Source organism: Mucilaginibacter sp. 22184, from assembly GCF_052045695.1.
In the GTDB taxonomy this organism is placed as follows: Bacteria; Bacteroidota; Bacteroidia; order Sphingobacteriales; family Sphingobacteriaceae; genus Mucilaginibacter.
The window spans coordinates 117,080-132,593 of the sequence record NZ_JBQEPI010000010.1 but is presented as its reverse complement, the minus strand read 5'-3'; the positions used below and the strand labels follow the sequence as shown (position 1 = coordinate 132,593).

At 40.6% G+C, this 15,514-nt stretch carries 12 protein-coding genes and 5 tRNA genes; all 17 read right to left on the bottom strand.

Annotated elements, in window-relative coordinates; translation table 11 throughout:
* Positions 1–100 precede the first annotated feature (100 nt).
* A complete protein-coding gene (rpoC, locus tag ACTJKG_RS21985; RefSeq protein WP_172336438.1) occupies positions 101–4,390 on the bottom strand; it encodes a DNA-directed RNA polymerase subunit beta' in 4,290 nt (1,429 codons plus the stop codon).
* A 153-nt stretch (positions 4,391–4,543) separates the two neighbouring features.
* Positions 4,544–8,347, bottom strand: a complete 3,804-nt coding sequence (rpoB, locus tag ACTJKG_RS21980) for a DNA-directed RNA polymerase subunit beta (RefSeq protein ID WP_172336439.1) — start codon at positions 8,345–8,347, stop codon at positions 4,544–4,546.
* A gap of 203 nt (positions 8,348–8,550) precedes the next feature.
* On the bottom strand, positions 8,551–8,934 hold the full coding sequence (rplL, locus tag ACTJKG_RS21975) for a 50S ribosomal protein L7/L12 (RefSeq protein WP_172336440.1): 384 nt from the start codon (positions 8,932–8,934) through the stop codon (positions 8,551–8,553).
* A 63-nt stretch (positions 8,935–8,997) separates the two neighbouring features.
* A complete protein-coding gene (gene rplJ, locus ACTJKG_RS21970) occupies positions 8,998–9,516 on the bottom strand; it encodes a 50S ribosomal protein L10 (RefSeq protein ID WP_172336441.1) in 519 nt (172 codons plus the stop codon).
* Between the two features lie 2 nt (positions 9,517–9,518).
* Entirely contained in the window at positions 9,519–10,217 is a 699-nt protein-coding gene (gene rplA, locus ACTJKG_RS21965; protein WP_166090112.1) for a 50S ribosomal protein L1, read from the bottom strand.
* A 29-nt stretch (positions 10,218–10,246) separates the two neighbouring features.
* A complete protein-coding gene (gene rplK, locus ACTJKG_RS21960) occupies positions 10,247–10,687 on the bottom strand; it encodes a 50S ribosomal protein L11 (protein WP_076374896.1) in 441 nt (146 codons plus the stop codon).
* 203 nt (positions 10,688–10,890) lie between these two features.
* A complete protein-coding gene (gene nusG, locus ACTJKG_RS21955) occupies positions 10,891–11,433 on the bottom strand; it encodes a transcription termination/antitermination protein NusG (protein ID WP_076374894.1) in 543 nt (180 codons plus the stop codon).
* A gap of 15 nt (positions 11,434–11,448) precedes the next feature.
* On the bottom strand, positions 11,449–11,643 hold the full coding sequence (secE, locus tag ACTJKG_RS21950; RefSeq protein WP_076374892.1) for a preprotein translocase subunit SecE: 195 nt from the start codon (positions 11,641–11,643) through the stop codon (positions 11,449–11,451).
* Between the two features lie 19 nt (positions 11,644–11,662).
* Positions 11,663–11,733 (bottom strand) — tRNA-Trp (locus ACTJKG_RS21945).
* Positions 11,734–11,810: 77 nt separating this feature from the next.
* Positions 11,811–12,998 carry an elongation factor Tu gene (tuf, locus tag ACTJKG_RS21940; protein WP_172336442.1) on the bottom strand — a complete coding sequence of 396 codons (1,188 nt, stop codon included), beginning with the start codon at positions 12,996–12,998 and terminating at the stop codon, positions 11,811–11,813.
* 68 nt (positions 12,999–13,066) lie between these two features.
* Positions 13,067–13,138, bottom strand: a tRNA-Thr gene (locus tag ACTJKG_RS21935).
* Between the two features lie 102 nt (positions 13,139–13,240).
* Positions 13,241–13,313: transfer RNA gene (locus ACTJKG_RS21930), tRNA-Gly, on the bottom strand.
* A gap of 88 nt (positions 13,314–13,401) precedes the next feature.
* Positions 13,402–13,482: transfer RNA gene (locus ACTJKG_RS21925), tRNA-Tyr, on the bottom strand.
* A gap of 65 nt (positions 13,483–13,547) precedes the next feature.
* Positions 13,548–13,620: transfer RNA gene (locus ACTJKG_RS21920), tRNA-Thr, on the bottom strand.
* A 240-nt stretch (positions 13,621–13,860) separates the two neighbouring features.
* The gene (hpf, locus tag ACTJKG_RS21915) at positions 13,861–14,208 is read right to left on the bottom strand and encodes a ribosome hibernation-promoting factor, HPF/YfiA family (protein WP_090473142.1); all 348 of its coding nucleotides are present in this window, start codon (positions 14,206–14,208) and stop codon (positions 13,861–13,863) included.
* A gap of 14 nt (positions 14,209–14,222) precedes the next feature.
* On the bottom strand, positions 14,223–15,134 hold the full coding sequence (locus tag ACTJKG_RS21910) for a tyrosine-type recombinase/integrase (protein ID WP_440740422.1): 912 nt from the start codon (positions 15,132–15,134) through the stop codon (positions 14,223–14,225).
* Positions 15,135–15,219: 85 nt separating this feature from the next.
* Positions 15,220–15,411 (bottom strand): 30S ribosomal protein S21, encoded by a 192-nt coding sequence (gene rpsU / locus ACTJKG_RS21905; RefSeq protein ID WP_166090118.1) that lies wholly within the window; start codon positions 15,409–15,411, stop codon positions 15,220–15,222.
* Between the last annotated feature and the right edge of the window lie 103 nt (positions 15,412–15,514).

Below are 15,514 nucleotides of genomic sequence, written 5' to 3'. Positions count from 1 at the left end.
TTACTTTTTTTCAAAATTTTCGATTAGCGGATATCGTATTGATCATAAAACAAAAAGCCCCCCGGTTTACGGGGGGCTTTGATCAATATAGCTGATTAAATTACGCTTCGATTTCCTCGGCTTTTGAAGCCATTAAGCGATCAAACTCTTCCTGCGAACCTACACGGATGTTTTCGTATTCGCGTAAGCCAGTACCAGAAGGAATCAAGTGACCAACAATGACGTTTTCTTTCAGGCCAAGCATTAGGTCTTTTTTACCTGCTATGGCAGCTTCATTCAGTACTTTGGTAGTTTCCTGGAATGATGCAGCTGAGATAAACGATTTGGTGCCTAATGACGCCCTGGTGATACCTTGCAGTATCGGGCTTGAAGTTGCCGCGATAGCATCACGCACTTCAACTAACCTTAAGTCACGACGTTTTAAGACAGAGTTCTCATCACGTAACCTTCTTAATGATACAATCTGACCAGCTTTTAACGTAGTTGAATCACCTGGCTCAACTACTACCTTTTTGTCAAATATATCATCATTTTCGGTCATGAAATCCCAGCTGTCAACAGCTTCACGCTCTAAGAAACGGGTATCACCCGCGTCTTCGATCGATACTTTCTGCATCATCTGGTGAACAATAACCTCAAAGTGCTTATCGTTGATCTTCACACCCTGTAAACGGTAAACCTCTTGTATACCATTTACCAGGTATTCCTGCACCGCAGCCGGGCCTTTAATAGCCAGGATATCAGCAGGTGATATAGATCCATCAGATAACGGCATACCTGCTTTCACAAAGTCGTTATCCTGTACAAGGATGTGTTTTGACAATGGAACCAGGTATTTTTTAACCTGGCCGTCTTTTGATTCGATAGTGATCTCGCGATTACCACGTTTCACACCACCCAAAGTTACCACACCGTCAATCTCTGTTACTACAGCAGGGTTTGATGGGTTACGTGCTTCAAATAACTCGGTTACACGTGGTAAACCACCGGTGATGTCACGGGTTTTACCAGTTGAACGAGGGATCTTAGCAATAACCTGTCCTGTTTGTAGCTTTTCACCTTCTTCAACAGCGATGTGCGCTCCTACCGGAATGTTATACCCTTTAATGATGTTACCTTTTGTATCGGTAATTTGAATAACAGGGTTTTTTGTTTTATCCCTGGTATCGATAATTACCTTTTCACGGTGACCTGTTTGTTCGTCAGATTCTTCACGGAAAGTGATACCATCCAATACAGCCTCAAACTGGGTTAAACCTGCAAATTCAGATATAATCACCGCGTTGTATGGATCCCATGAACAGATACGGTCGCCACGGGTTATTTTGCTGCCATCTTTTACATACAGGTATGAACCGTATGGAATGTTATTGGTAACAATTACCTTGTTGCTTCCTTCTTCAATGATACGGAACTCACCTGAACGGCCTAATACTACATCTACTTTACCCTCTTCGGCAGTAGTGTATTCAACAGTACGCACGTTTTCAAATTCAATGATACCATCAAACTTAGCGTTGATTTGTGACTCCGCAGCAATGTTTGACGCGGTACCACCCACGTGAAAAGTACGTAGTGTTAACTGTGTACCCGGCTCACCGATTGATTGTGCAGCAATTACACCTACAGCTTCGCCTTTTTGTACACGTTTACCGCTGGCCAGGTTACGGCCGTAGCAAAGTGCACAAACTCCGCGTTTACTTTCGCAAGTTAATACCGAACGTATTTCGACACCCTCCAATGGAGAGTTTTCGATTTTTTTAGCTACCTCTTCTGTAATATCCTGACCAGCTGATGCCAACAGTTCGTTGGTGATAGGGTCATGTACATCATGTAAAGCGGTACGACCTAAGATACGGTCATATAATGGCTCAACAATATCCTCGTTGTCTTTCAGTGCAGTTGTGTAGATACCTCTTAAAGTGCCACAATCAACTTCACCTACAATCATATCCTGGGCAACGTCATGCAACCTACGGGTTAAGTAACCAGCATCCGCTGTTTTTAACGCCGTATCCGCCAAACCTTTGCGAGCACCGTGAGTAGAGATGAAGTACTCCAATACCGACAAACCTTCTTTAAAGTTTGAAAGGATCGGGTTTTCGATAATCTCACCACCTGAACCTGATTTCTGAGGTTTCGCCATCAAACCACGCATACCTGCAAGCTGACGGATCTGCTCTTTAGAACCACGGGCTCCTGAGTCAAGCATCATGTAAACAGAGTTAAAGCCCTGGTTATCGGTGCTCAGGATGTCCATTACATTCGCGGTTAAGCGGTTGTTGATACGTGTCCAGATATCGATGATCTGATTGTAACGCTCGTTATTGGTAATGAAACCCATGTTATAGTTACTCATTACCTCTTCAACTTGTTTAGAAGCTGTTTCTATAAGCGTAACTTTTTCGGCGGGGATATTAATATCCTTCAGGTTAAATGATAAACCACCCTGGAATGCCATCTTAAAGCCTAACTCCTTAATATCATCAAGGAATTGTGCTGCACGAGCCATACCAGTAATTTTCACTACTTCACCAATGATATCACGAAGTGATTTTTTGGTAAGCAGTTCATTAATATAACCTACTTCTACCGGTACATGCTGATTAAACAATACACGACCAACAGTAGTATCAATGATTTTACTTACAATACTGCCATCTTTTTCTTTCACCAAAGCTTTCACTTTGATAAAGGCGTGCAGATCAAGTTTTTTCTCATTATAAGCGATAATTACTTCCTCTGCAGAGTAGAAGGTTAAACCTTCGCCTTTTACCACACGGGTTGCATCTGTTTTACGGCCTTTGGTTATGTAGTACAAACCAAGCACCATGTCCTGTGATGGTACAGTAATAGGTGTACCGTTGGCAGGGTTAAGGATGTTGTGTGATGCCAGCATTAGAATTTGGGCTTCCAAAATTGCCGCATTACCTAGTGGTACGTGAACGGCCATCTGGTCACCGTCAAAATCCGCGTTGAATGCTGTACAAGTTAATGGGTGCAATTGGATCGCTTTACCTTCAACCAGTTTTGGCTGGAACGACTGGATACCTAATCTGTGCAGCGTAGGCGCACGGTTTAGTAATACAGGGTGTCCTTTCAATACGTTTTCTAAAATGTCCCAAACTAACGGATCTTTACGGTCAACTATCTTTTTGGCAGATTTTACTGTTTTAACCACACCACGCTCAATCATTTTACGGATGATAAATGGTTTAAACAGCTCGGCAGCCATATCTTTTGGTAAACCGCACTCGTGTAGTTTAAGGTTTGGACCTACAACAATTACCGAACGGGCAGAGTAATCCACACGTTTACCTAATAAGTTTTGACGGAAACGGCCTTGTTTACCTTTCAGGATGTCTGAAAGTGATTTCAGGGCACGGTTACCTTCGGTTTTTACTGCGTTTACTTTACGTGAGTTATCGAACAACGAGTCAACAGCTTCCTGCAACATACGTTTTTCGTTACGTAATATAACTTCCGGTGCTTTGATCTCGATCAAACGTTTTAAACGATTGTTACGGATAATTACACGACGGTAAAGGTCATTCAAATCCGAAGTAGCGAAACGGCCGCCTTCCAGTGGTACCAATGGACGCAATTCAGGCGGGATAACCGGAACGATCTTAACGATCATCCATTCAGGGTTATTCTCGATACGAGTTTTAGCATCACGGAAAGCCTCAACAACCTGTAAACGTTTTAAAGCTTCGTTTTTACGTTGTTGTGAAGTTTCGTTTGCAGCCTGGTGACGTAGGCTGAATGATAACTCATCCAAGTCAAGGCGCTTTAATAACTCTTCAAGAGCCTCGGCACCCATTTTAGCCACAAATTTTTGTGGATCTTTATCATCCAGGTATTGGTTTTCTTTTGGAAGGGTATCCAACACGTCAAGATATTCCTCTTCAGTTAGGAAATCCATTTTGTTGATACCATCGGCTTCTTTGATACCTGGTTGGATAACTACATAACGCTCGTAGTATATGATCAGGTCGAGCCTTTTTGTTGGCAAACCTAACAGGTAACCAATTTTGTTTGGTAATGAACGGAAGTACCAGATATGAGCAACAGGAACTACAAGGTTAATGTGGCCCATGCGCTCACGACGTACTTTCTTTTCGGTTACTTCAACACCGCAACGGTCGCACACGATACCTTTGTAACGGATACGTTTGTATTTACCGCAATGGCACTCATAATCTTTAACCGGACCAAAAATACGTTCGCAGAATAAACCATCGCGCTCAGGTTTATAGGTCCTGTAGTTGATGGTTTCTGGTTTTAAAACTTCACCGCTTGAACGTTCAAGGATGGACTCAGGAGAGGCCAGGCTGATCGTAATTGTGGTGAAATTACTTTTGATTTTATTATCCTTTTTGTAAGACATAGTCTCCTTGTTTTTTAATGATTGAATTAGTGAGTTAGTGAATTAGTGAGTTAACCAGGTTTGTTAAATCACTCTTCTACTATGTTTGAATTAGCGAGTCAGCGAATTGATGATTTGTTTAATCACTAATTCACTAACTCGCTAAATCACTAATTATTCTAACGTGATATCTAAACCTAAACCTCTTAACTCATGAACCAATACGTTGAATGATTCAGGAACTGATGGTGTTGGCAGGTTTTCACCTTTAACAATAGCCTCGTAAGTTTTGGCACGGCCGATAACATCATCCGATTTAACGGTTAATATTTCCTGCAGTATGTTTGATGCACCGAATGCTTCGAGTGCCCAAACCTCCATCTCACCAAAACGCTGACCACCAAACTGAGCTTTACCACCCAATGGTTGTTGTGTAATTAATGAGTATGGCCCAATAGAACGTGCGTGCATCTTATCATCAACCATGTGACCCAGTTTCAGCATGTATATAATACCTACTGTAGTTTGCTGGTCAAAACGATCACCTGTTAAGCCATTGTATAAATAGGTACGGCCTGATTCTGGTAAGTTTGCCTTTTTAACCCACTCTTCCACTTCTTCATGGCTTGCACCATCAAAAATCGGGGTAGCGAATTTAATACCAAGCTCTTTACCGGCCCAGCCCAATACTGTTTCATAGATCTGACCCAGGTTCATACGTGAAGGTACACCCAGTGGGTTCAACACAATATCAACCGGTGTTCCATCCTCAAGGAAAGGCATATCCTCGTCACGTACAATACGTGCAACGATACCTTTGTTACCGTGACGACCAGCCATTTTATCACCTACTTTAAGCTTACGCTTTTTAGCGATGTAAACTTTAGCCATTTGTACGATACCTGATGGAAGCTCGTCACCCACACTGATCGCGAATTTATCACGACGGTAAGCACCTAATTCCTCATTAACTTTGATGTTGTAGTTATGAAGCAGAAGCTTGATCTGATCGTTTTTGTCATCATCAGTTGTCCATTTAGTTGGGTTAATGTTTTCGTAACTAAGCTCAACTAAAATTTTCTGAGTGAATTTTACACCTTTAGGCACTAAAAGCTCTTTGTAAATATTATAAACACCTTGTGATGTTTTACCATTCACGATCTCAAATAACTTTTCGATCAACGTGTTTTTAAGTTCTTTTACAGCTCTTTCGTGTTTAGTATCCAGTTTTTCCAACTGTGCTTTTTCTTCGGCCTTTGAGGTCTTTTTAGCACGGCTGAATAATTTGGTATCAATAACAACACCTGCAATAGATGGTGGAGTTTTCAGTGATGCGTCTTTAACGTCACCTGCTTTATCACCAAATATGGCACGTAACAGTTTTTCTTCCGGTGATGGATCCGATTCACCTTTTGGAGTGATCTTGCCAATAAGGATGTCGCCTTCTTTAACCTCGGCACCTACACGGATAATACCGTCTTCGTCAAGATCTTTAGTAGCTTCTTCTGATACGTTAGGGATATCTGGTGTCAATTCCTCTTCACCACGTTTGGTATCACGTACTTCCAATTCAAACTCTTCAACGTGAAGTGAAGTGAAAATATCCTGTGAAACCACACGCTCAGATATTACGATCGCATCCTCAAAGTTATATCCCTGCCAAGGCATGAACGCCACTTTTAAGTTACGGCCTAATGCAAGCTCACCATTCTGAGTAGCATAACCTTCGCAAAGAACCTCTCCTTTTGATACTCTTTGGCCTTTTTTAACAATCGGCTTCAGGTTCATGGTGGTGCTTTGGTTGGTTTTCTTGAATTTGGTTAAACGATAGCTTTTTGAATCGCCATCAAATGAAACCAAACGGTCAAGCTCATCACGGTCATATTTAATACGGATCTCGTTGGCATCAACATACTCCACTACACCGTCGCCTTCGGCGTTGATCAGTGTACGTGAATCCTTTGCCACACGTCCTTCCAGTCCGGTTCCAACAATTGGCGCTTCAGGGCGTAACAATGGTACGGCCTGGCGTTGCATGTTCGATCCCATCAATGCACGGTTAGCATCATCATGTTCCAGGAACGGGATCAATGAAGCCGCGATAGAAGTGATCTGGTTTGGAGCGATGTCCATCAAATCGAGTCTTTCCGGCTCAATAATCGGGAAGTCACCTTCAAAACGTGCTTTGACTTTTGGTAATGCAAACACACCTTTATCATCATAATGGGCATTAGCCTGACCAATAGTTTTACCGTCCTCATCTTCTGCAGATAAATAGATAACCGGTTCATCAACCTGTACCTTACCTTCAACCACACGTTTGTATGGAGTTTCGATAAAGCCTAAGTTGTTGATCTTGGCATGTACGCAAAGTGATGATATCAAACCAATGTTCGGTCCTTCCGGAGTTTCAATGGTACACAACCTACCGTAGTGGGTGTAATGTACGTCACGAACCTCGAAACCAGCACGCTCACGTGACAGACCACCGGGCCCAAGGGCTGACAGACGACGCTTGTGCGTGATCTCTGCCAGTGGATTGGTTTGGTCCATGAACTGTGATAACTGGTTTGTTCCGAAGAACGAGTTGATCACTGATGATAATGTACGTGCGTTGATCAGGTCGGTTGGGGTAAACACCTCGTTATCACGGATGTTCATACGCTCACGAATAGTACGTGCCATACGTGCCAAACCTACACCAAACTGAGCATATAACTGCTCACCCACTGTACGAACACGACGGTTTGACAAGTGGTCAATATCATCCACCTCAGCCTTAGAGTTGATCAGTTTGATCAAATACTTAACAATGGCAATGATATCCTGCTTGGTTAATACCTTTGTTTCGTCAGAGGTATTCAGTTTCAACTTACGGTTGATGCGGTAGCGGCCCACATCACCCAAATCATATCTTTTATCAGAGAAGAATAAACGATCGATGATACCACGAGCTGTTTCTTCATCAGGTGGTTCAGCGTTACGTAACTGACGGTAGATATGCTCAACCGCTTCTTTCTCCGAGTTCGAAGTATCTTTCTGTAAGGTATTGTATATAATAGTATAATCACCGCTGGTGGCCGCATCTTCCTTGTTCAGGATGATGGTTTTAACACCGGCATCAATGATCATATCAATGTGATCGTCTTCCAATACGGTTTCACGCTCAAGGATGATCTCATTACGGTCGATAGAAACCACTTCACCGGTATCCTCATCCACGAAATCTTCAACCCATTTTTTAAGCACCCTTGCAGCAAGCTTACGGCCGATATATTTTTTCAGACCAGATTTGCTTACTTTAATTTCATCGGCCAGTTCAAACAACTCTAATATATCTTTATCAGAGTCGTAACCGATGGCACGAAGTAATGTGGTAACCGGGAATTTCTTTTTACGGTCAATGTATGCATACATCACGTTATTAACATCAGTAGCAAACTCAATCCATGAACCTTTGAAAGGTATAACACGGGCCGAGTATAATTTTGTACCGTTGGTGTGGCGGCTTTGGCCAAAGAACACACCTGGCGAACGGTGTAATTGAGATACAATTACGCGCTCGGCACCATTTATAACAAATGTACCTTTAGGGGTCATGTATGGGATAGTTCCCAGATACACGTCCTGTACAATAGTTTCAAAATCTTCGTGCTCCTCATCATTACATGAAAGACGAAGCTTGGCTTTTAGGGGTACACTGTAAGTTAATCCGCGTTCGATACACTCTTGAATATCGTAACGTGGCGGATCAATAAAGTAATCAAGAAATTCTAAAACAAAGATGTTTCTTGAATCCGATATCGGAAAATTTTCAGCAAACACTTTAAACAAACCTTCTTTATAACGGTTGTCTGAGGTGGTTTCCAATTGAAAAAATTCCTGGAAAGATTGTAACTGCACATCCAGGAAATCAGGGTAATCAAGTACCTTTCTGCTGGTTGCAAAGTTTACTCTTTGATTATTGTTGTTTGCCAAGGTATTATAATTTTAGTTTATTAATAAACCTGTATTTAGAAGTGAGATATGAGACGTAAGTATTGAGACTAAAAAATTTCACAGGCTGCATCCTGCAAAAATCTCAAATCCCAAATCTAATATCTCAAGTCTATTGTATATAAACAGCAATAGACCCCGACCAAAATAGGTCGGAGTCTGATGCTATATTTGAGTGGGTTAAATTATTTAACCTCAACTACTGCTCCGGCTTCTTCTAATTGTTTTTTCAGAGATTCAGCTTCTTCTTTAGATACACCAGCTTTTAATTCTTTAGGTGCACCGTCAACTAAGTCTTTAGCTTCTTTCAAACCAAGACCGGTTAAGTCTTTCACTAATTTAACAACTGCTAATTTTTGACCACCTGCTTCTTTCAGGATAACGTCAAATGCAGTTTGTTCTGCAGCAGCAGCAGGGGCATCATCGCCACCAGCAGGAGCAGCAGCAACAGCTACAGCTGCAGCAGCAGGCTCAATACCATACTCATCTTTTAAGATTTGAGCTAATTCGTTTACTTCTTTTACTGTTAAGTTTACCAACTGTTCAGCAAACGCTTTTAAATCCGCCATTTTATTTAAATTTTACTTTTAATGCTTTTTGTTTGTTAATATCGAACTTTAATAAGGTGTTCGTTAACCTCTTTCCTGTAATGTTTTTACAAGGCCTGCAATCGTATTTCCGCCTGATTGTAATGCAGAAATAACGTTTTTGGCAGGTGATTGTAGTAATCCTATTATCTCGCCAATCAGTTGTTCTTTTGATTTCAACTTGATCAATGTATCGATCTGGTTGTCGCCAATAAACACTGCTGAGTCAATATATGCTGCTTTTAAAAGTGGTTTGTCACCTGCTTTTCTCAATTGTTTGATCAGCTTTGCCGGAGCAGTTGCTGATTTTGAGAAAAGGATTGATGATGATCCTTTTAATACATCATATATCGGGCTAAAGTCGCCGCCTGCAGCTTCCATAGCTTTTTTGATCAAGCTATTTTTTGCTACCTGCATTTTGATGTCGCTGTCGAAACATTTGCGACGAATGTCATTGATCTTTGCAACCGTCAAATCAGAGGTATCGGTGATATAAAAGTTACCGTACTCTTTCATTTGCTCAGTAAGGGCAAGAACAAGATCGTATTTTTCTTCTTTATTCATGATTAAATCCCCGCTACTGTTTTGGTTTCAATTTCAATTCCTGGCGACATAGTTGAAGAGATATGGATACTCTTGAAATATGTTCCTTTAGCTGCAGATGGTTTTAATTTTGAGATGGTTTGCAATACTTCTAATGCATTCTCATAAATTTTATCCGCAGAGAAAGATGCTTTTCCTATTGAGGCATGGATGATACCTGTTTTATCAACTTTGAAGTCGATCTTACCACCTTTTACGTCAGTTACAGCTTTTCCAACTTCTGGAGTTACTGTTCCTGATTTAGGGTTAGGCATAAGGTTACGTGGGCCTAATATACGCCCCAAACGACCTACTTTAGCCATAACACTTGGCATAGTGATGATAATATCAACATCAGTCCATCCACCTTCAATCTTGGCAATATAATCATCCAAACCTACGTAATCTGCACCTGCGTCTTTTGCTTCTTGTTCCTTGTCAGGAGTACAAAGCACCAGTACACGTACAGTTTTACCGGTTCCATGAGGTAATGTTGCAATACCACGTACCATTTGATTGGCTTTACGCGGATCAACACCTAAACGAACGTCTATATCAACTGATGAATCAAATTTGGTTAAGGTTAATTCCTTTACCAAAGATGACGCATCCTGTAATGAATACGATTTGTTAGCCTCAATTTTGGAGAGTGCCACTTTCTGATTTTTTGTTAATCTAGCCACTGTCTTAAACTGATTTTAATATAAATTAATTAATTCCAGGGAGCCGTACCTGATACGGTTATTCCCATACTACGGGCAGTACCTGCCACCATTTTCATGGCTGATTCAACTGTGAATGCGTTTAGATCCACCATTTTATCTTTAGCAATAGTTTCAACCTGTTCCCAATTTACATTGGCAACTTTTTTACGGTTGGGCTCTGCTGAACCACTTTTTAATCCTGTTGCTTCCAATAACTGGATTGCAACCGGAGGGGTTTTAATGATAAAATCGAAAGATTTATCAACGTAAACAGTAATCAAAACAGGCAACACTTTACCAGGCTTGTCCTGGGTACGTGCATTAAACTGCTTGCAAAACTCCATGATATTCACGCCCTTTGCACCTAAAGCAGGTCCAATTGGAGGTGATGGGTTTGCAGCGCCGCCTTTTACCTGCAGCTTTACCATCGCACCGATTTCTTTTGCCATTTTAATTTACTTTAATTATAACTCAATGTTAGTAAGTGGAAGCTAAGTAACATTTAAGATTTTTATAGTTGTCGGTTTGGAGTAATGAGTATGGTTTTTTTAACCCTAACTTAATATCTAAACTTCTTTCTTTTAATATTCATTAAGTAAGTTTATCATGTTGAGTCTGCCTTTCCAAATCAGAGCTCATGATTAAAAACTTACTATTCTTTTTCTACCTGCATGTAATTCAATTCAAGCGGCGTACGGCGCCCGAATATCTTTACCATTACTTTCAGTTTCTTTTTCTCTTCGTTAACCTCTTCTATCACGCCGCTAAAGCCATTGAACGGTCCGTCCATAACTTTCACATTTTCGCCAATGTAATAAGGCACGTTCATTGTTTCGCCCTGCGCACTCATTTCGTCAACCTTACCTAAAATACGGTTAACTTCGGCCTGGCGTAATGGGATGGCGTTTCCGGCTTTATCGCCTAAAAAACCAATCACGCTATTTATATTTTTGATGATGTGTTCAGTTTCACCGTCAAGTACGGCTTCCATCAGCACATAACCCGGAAAATAGTTACGCTCTTTAGCTATCTTCTTTCCGTCGCGCATCTGGTAATACTTTTCAGTTGGTATTAATACCTGAGGTACCAAATGCGTAATGCCCAAACGACTAATTTCGGCATCTATATATTGTTTTACCTTTTTTTCTTTACCACTGATGGCTCTAACTACATACCACTTCAATTGATCACTCATCGTTGTCCTTTGATATTATGTTAGTGAATGATAAAATATACCAAGCAAATAATTAATAATCTGGTCCATACCTACAATAACCAAAGCTATAATGATTGCAGCAACCAGTACTAAAATAGCACTGCTTTGCAATTCGCGCCAGGTTGGCCAAGTTACCTTTTGAGTTAACTCGATGTATGATTCTTTAATATATTCAGCTACGCCTGCCATTTTTTATTGTTTGCTTATGCACGGGAACAAGGATTCGAACCCTGATCAAAGGTTTTGGAGACCTCTATTCTACCGTTGAACTATTCCCGTGTATATTTTATAATAAGAAAACATAAGTTTGCTTTTTACAGTCAAACTTATGTTTCCAATTAACCTTTTTTGAAATTTTATTTTAAAATTTCAGTTACCTGGCCAGCACCTACTGTTCTGCCACCTTCACGGATAGCGAAACGTAAGCCTTTTTCCATAGCGATAGCGTTGATCAATTTTACAGTGATGGTAACGTTATCACCAGGCATAACCATTTCCACACCTTCGGCCAGTGAAATCTCACCAGTTACGTCAGTTGTACGGAAATAGAACTGCGGGCGGTATTTGTTGAAGAATGGAGTGTGACGGCCACCTTCTGCTTTTGATAATACGTAAACTTCTGCTTTGAAGTCAGTGTGGGGGGTTACTGAACCTGGTTTGCAAATAACCATACCACGACGGATATCAGTTTTTTCAATACCACGTAACAATAAACCTACGTTGTCACCAGCTTCACCACGGTCAAGGATCTTGCGGAACATCTCAACACCTGTTACGGTTGATTTCAAGTTCTCAGCACCCATACCCAGGATGTCAACAGGCTCACCAGAGTTGATTACACCACGCTCAATACGACCGGTAGCAACAGTACCACGACCAGTGATTGAGAATACGTCTTCAACCGGCATTAAGAAAGGAAGATCAGTTAAACGTGGAGGGATAGGGATGTAGTTATCTACAGCGTCCATCAATTCCATGATTTTGCCAACCCAGGTAGGATCTCCGTTAAGACCACCTAATGCAGAACCTTGAATAACTGGAATATCATCACCTGGATATTCGTAGAATGATAATAATTCACGAATTTCCATTTCTACTAATTCTAATAATTCCGGATCATCAACCATGTCAACCTTGTTCATAAATACAACAAGTGCAGGTACACCTACCTGACGTGCTAACAGGATGTGCTCGCGGGTTTGTGGCATCGGACCGTCAGTAGCAGCAACAACAATGATTGCACCATCCATCTGAGCAGCACCAGTAACCATGTTTTTCACATAATCCGCGTGACCTGGACAGTCAACGTGTGCATAGTGACGGTTAGCAGTTGAATACTCAACGTGTGCTGTATTGATGGTGATACCACGCTCTTTTTCTTCAGGAGCTGAGTCAATTGAATCAAATGAACGAGCTTCTGATAAACCTGCATCAGCTAATACTTTAGTGATAGCTGCAGTAAGGGTTGTTTTGCCGTGGTCAACGTGACCGATTGTACCGATGTTTAAGTGCGGTTTACTGCGGTCAAACTTTTCTTTTGCCATGATTTATAATTATTTTGTAGGTTAATTTATACTTAAAAATGTATTCTGTTTTACTCTTTATTTTATTGAGCCAACAATGGGATTTGAACCCATGACCTCTTCCTTACCAAGGAAGTGCTCTACCCCTGAGCTACGTCGGCTTATTTTAATTATTGAATTAATGATTTAGTGAATTATTGAATTTTAAAACTCCTACCAAATCACTCATTCAGCAATTCAATAACTCATTAATTAATTCTCCGAGCGGAAGACGAGGTTCGAACTCGCGACCTATAGCTTGGAAGGCTATCGCTCTACCAACTGAGCTACTTCCGCAATTAAATGAGTGAATTATCGAGTTAGTGACCGGATGATTTAAAAATCATTCTGTAATCACTAATTCAACAATCCACTCATTAAGGTGTGGGGGGAGAAGGATTCGAACCTTCGTAGCCGAAGCAACGGATTTACAGTCCGTCCCATTTGACCGCTCTGGTATCCCCCCATTAGTTAATTCCGGATTTAAAATGTCCAAAGTTGAAGCTAAACACTTCAATCCGAAAAAAACTGAGCCTCCTATCGGGATCGAACCAATGACCTACTGATTACAAGTCAGTCGCTCTACCAGCTGAGCTAAGGAGGCTTATGTTTATTTACCTTTTCTTATTTTATAACCTTAAACAGGCTTCAAAATTAAGAGCGGCAAAACTAATAAGCTTTTTTATATTTTAAAGAACAATCCCAACTTTTTTTTCAGTGCTTAGCACCTCTCTGAAAGGGATTGCAAATCTACAAAAAATTAAACCCGTACAAAATTTTTTATCAAAAAAAATCGACGAGTGGAAAACTCGTCGATTTTCGCTTAAAAAAGGGCTTTTTTATATTATAAATCGTCCTCGGCCGCCATCAGGATAGCCTTTTTGGCTGCGGTGTCGGCAATGGTTTTCTTCTGTTTATGCTTTTCTATCTGCTTGCGGAGACTTTCGATAGCCAGATCGGTAGCTTCTTCAAAGCTTTTGCATTTCTCTTTTGCAAAAATCTGGTTCCCCGGAAGCAACAATTTTATCTCTGTTATTTTATTTGCCTCATCTTCTACATTTTCCAGTTTTAAATAAACTTCCCCGCTAATTATCTGATCATAAAACGTATCCAGCTTATCAGCCTTTTTCTGAATAAAATCTAATAATTTCCTGTCTGCGGTAAAATGAATTGATTGCACTGTAATTTTCATGTTTCCTCCTTGAATTACGCCTTTGGATGGGCTTGTTTGTAAATAGACTTTAATCTTTCAACTGAATTGTGTGTATAAATTTGAGTCGCGCTTAAATTGGCATGACCCAAAAGTTCTTTTATTGAATTTAAATCGGCTCCGTTATTAAGCAAGCTTGTTGCAAACGTATGCCTGAGTACGTGAGGGCTCTTTTTATCCTGGGTTGATATGTTGGAGAGGTATTTATGCACTATTAAATATATTAGTTTCGGATAAGCATCTGCGCCTTTATTTGTAACGATTAATGTTAGCGAATTGTTATCAAAATTTTGATTTTTCTTTAACTCCAGGTATTTACCCAGCAGGGTGCGCAGTTCCGTATTTACCGGTATAATGCGTTCTTTGTTTCGTTTACCTAAAACCTTTAGCGTGCCCTCATAATCATTAATATCCTGATCCTTAAGCCCCAGCAGCTCGGCAAGGCGCATACCGGTGCCAAACAACATTTCAACAACCAGCTTATCCCGCTGGCCTATAAAATCGTTTGTAAATATTTCGTTATCATCCAGCATTTGGGTTAAGCGGGCGTCCTCAACAACTACCGGAAGGTTCTTGGGTATTTTTTGCGACCGTATTTTGGATGTTGGATTATCGGTAATGATGCCTTCCTGCAATAAAAATTTAAAGTACTTACGCAGCGTAGCCATTTTGCGGTTTACAGAGCGGGCTATGATTTTTTGGCCCATAAGCTCAACCATCCAGTTACGGATGTCCTGATAGCTTACCTGATTAGGATGGGTAACAATTAATTCGGAAACAGTACCGGTTTCCCCTGCATTGTTCAAAAAGCGCATGAACTGATCCAGGTCTGATCGATAAGCGGATACTGTGTGCGGAGAGTATCGCTTTTCGAACTGAATATATCGGATAAAACGCTCTAAAAACATAAAAAACTATTTGAACATCCAGAGATTGAATGTACAAATAGTTTTAATATAGTGTTAAGAAATTTGAAAAATTCTTTTACAAGAATTAAACAGTTTCTTGATTCATACCTTGCTTGTAGATTGCATGTTTAACAACATGACGACGAGTTACAGATTTTTTCTCGAATGCCTGACGGCTGCGAAGTTCTCTCAACACACCTGTTTTCTCAAATTTCTTTTTGAAGCGTTTCAATGCTTTATCTAATGATTCGCCTTCTTTTACGTTGATAATGATCATAATTCCTAAAATACCTCCTTTCAAGGAGGGTCAAAGGTAAGCACAATTATTTGAAAATCAAACAGGACGCCTATTTTTTTATCACTCCTCTGTTGCACTTTTG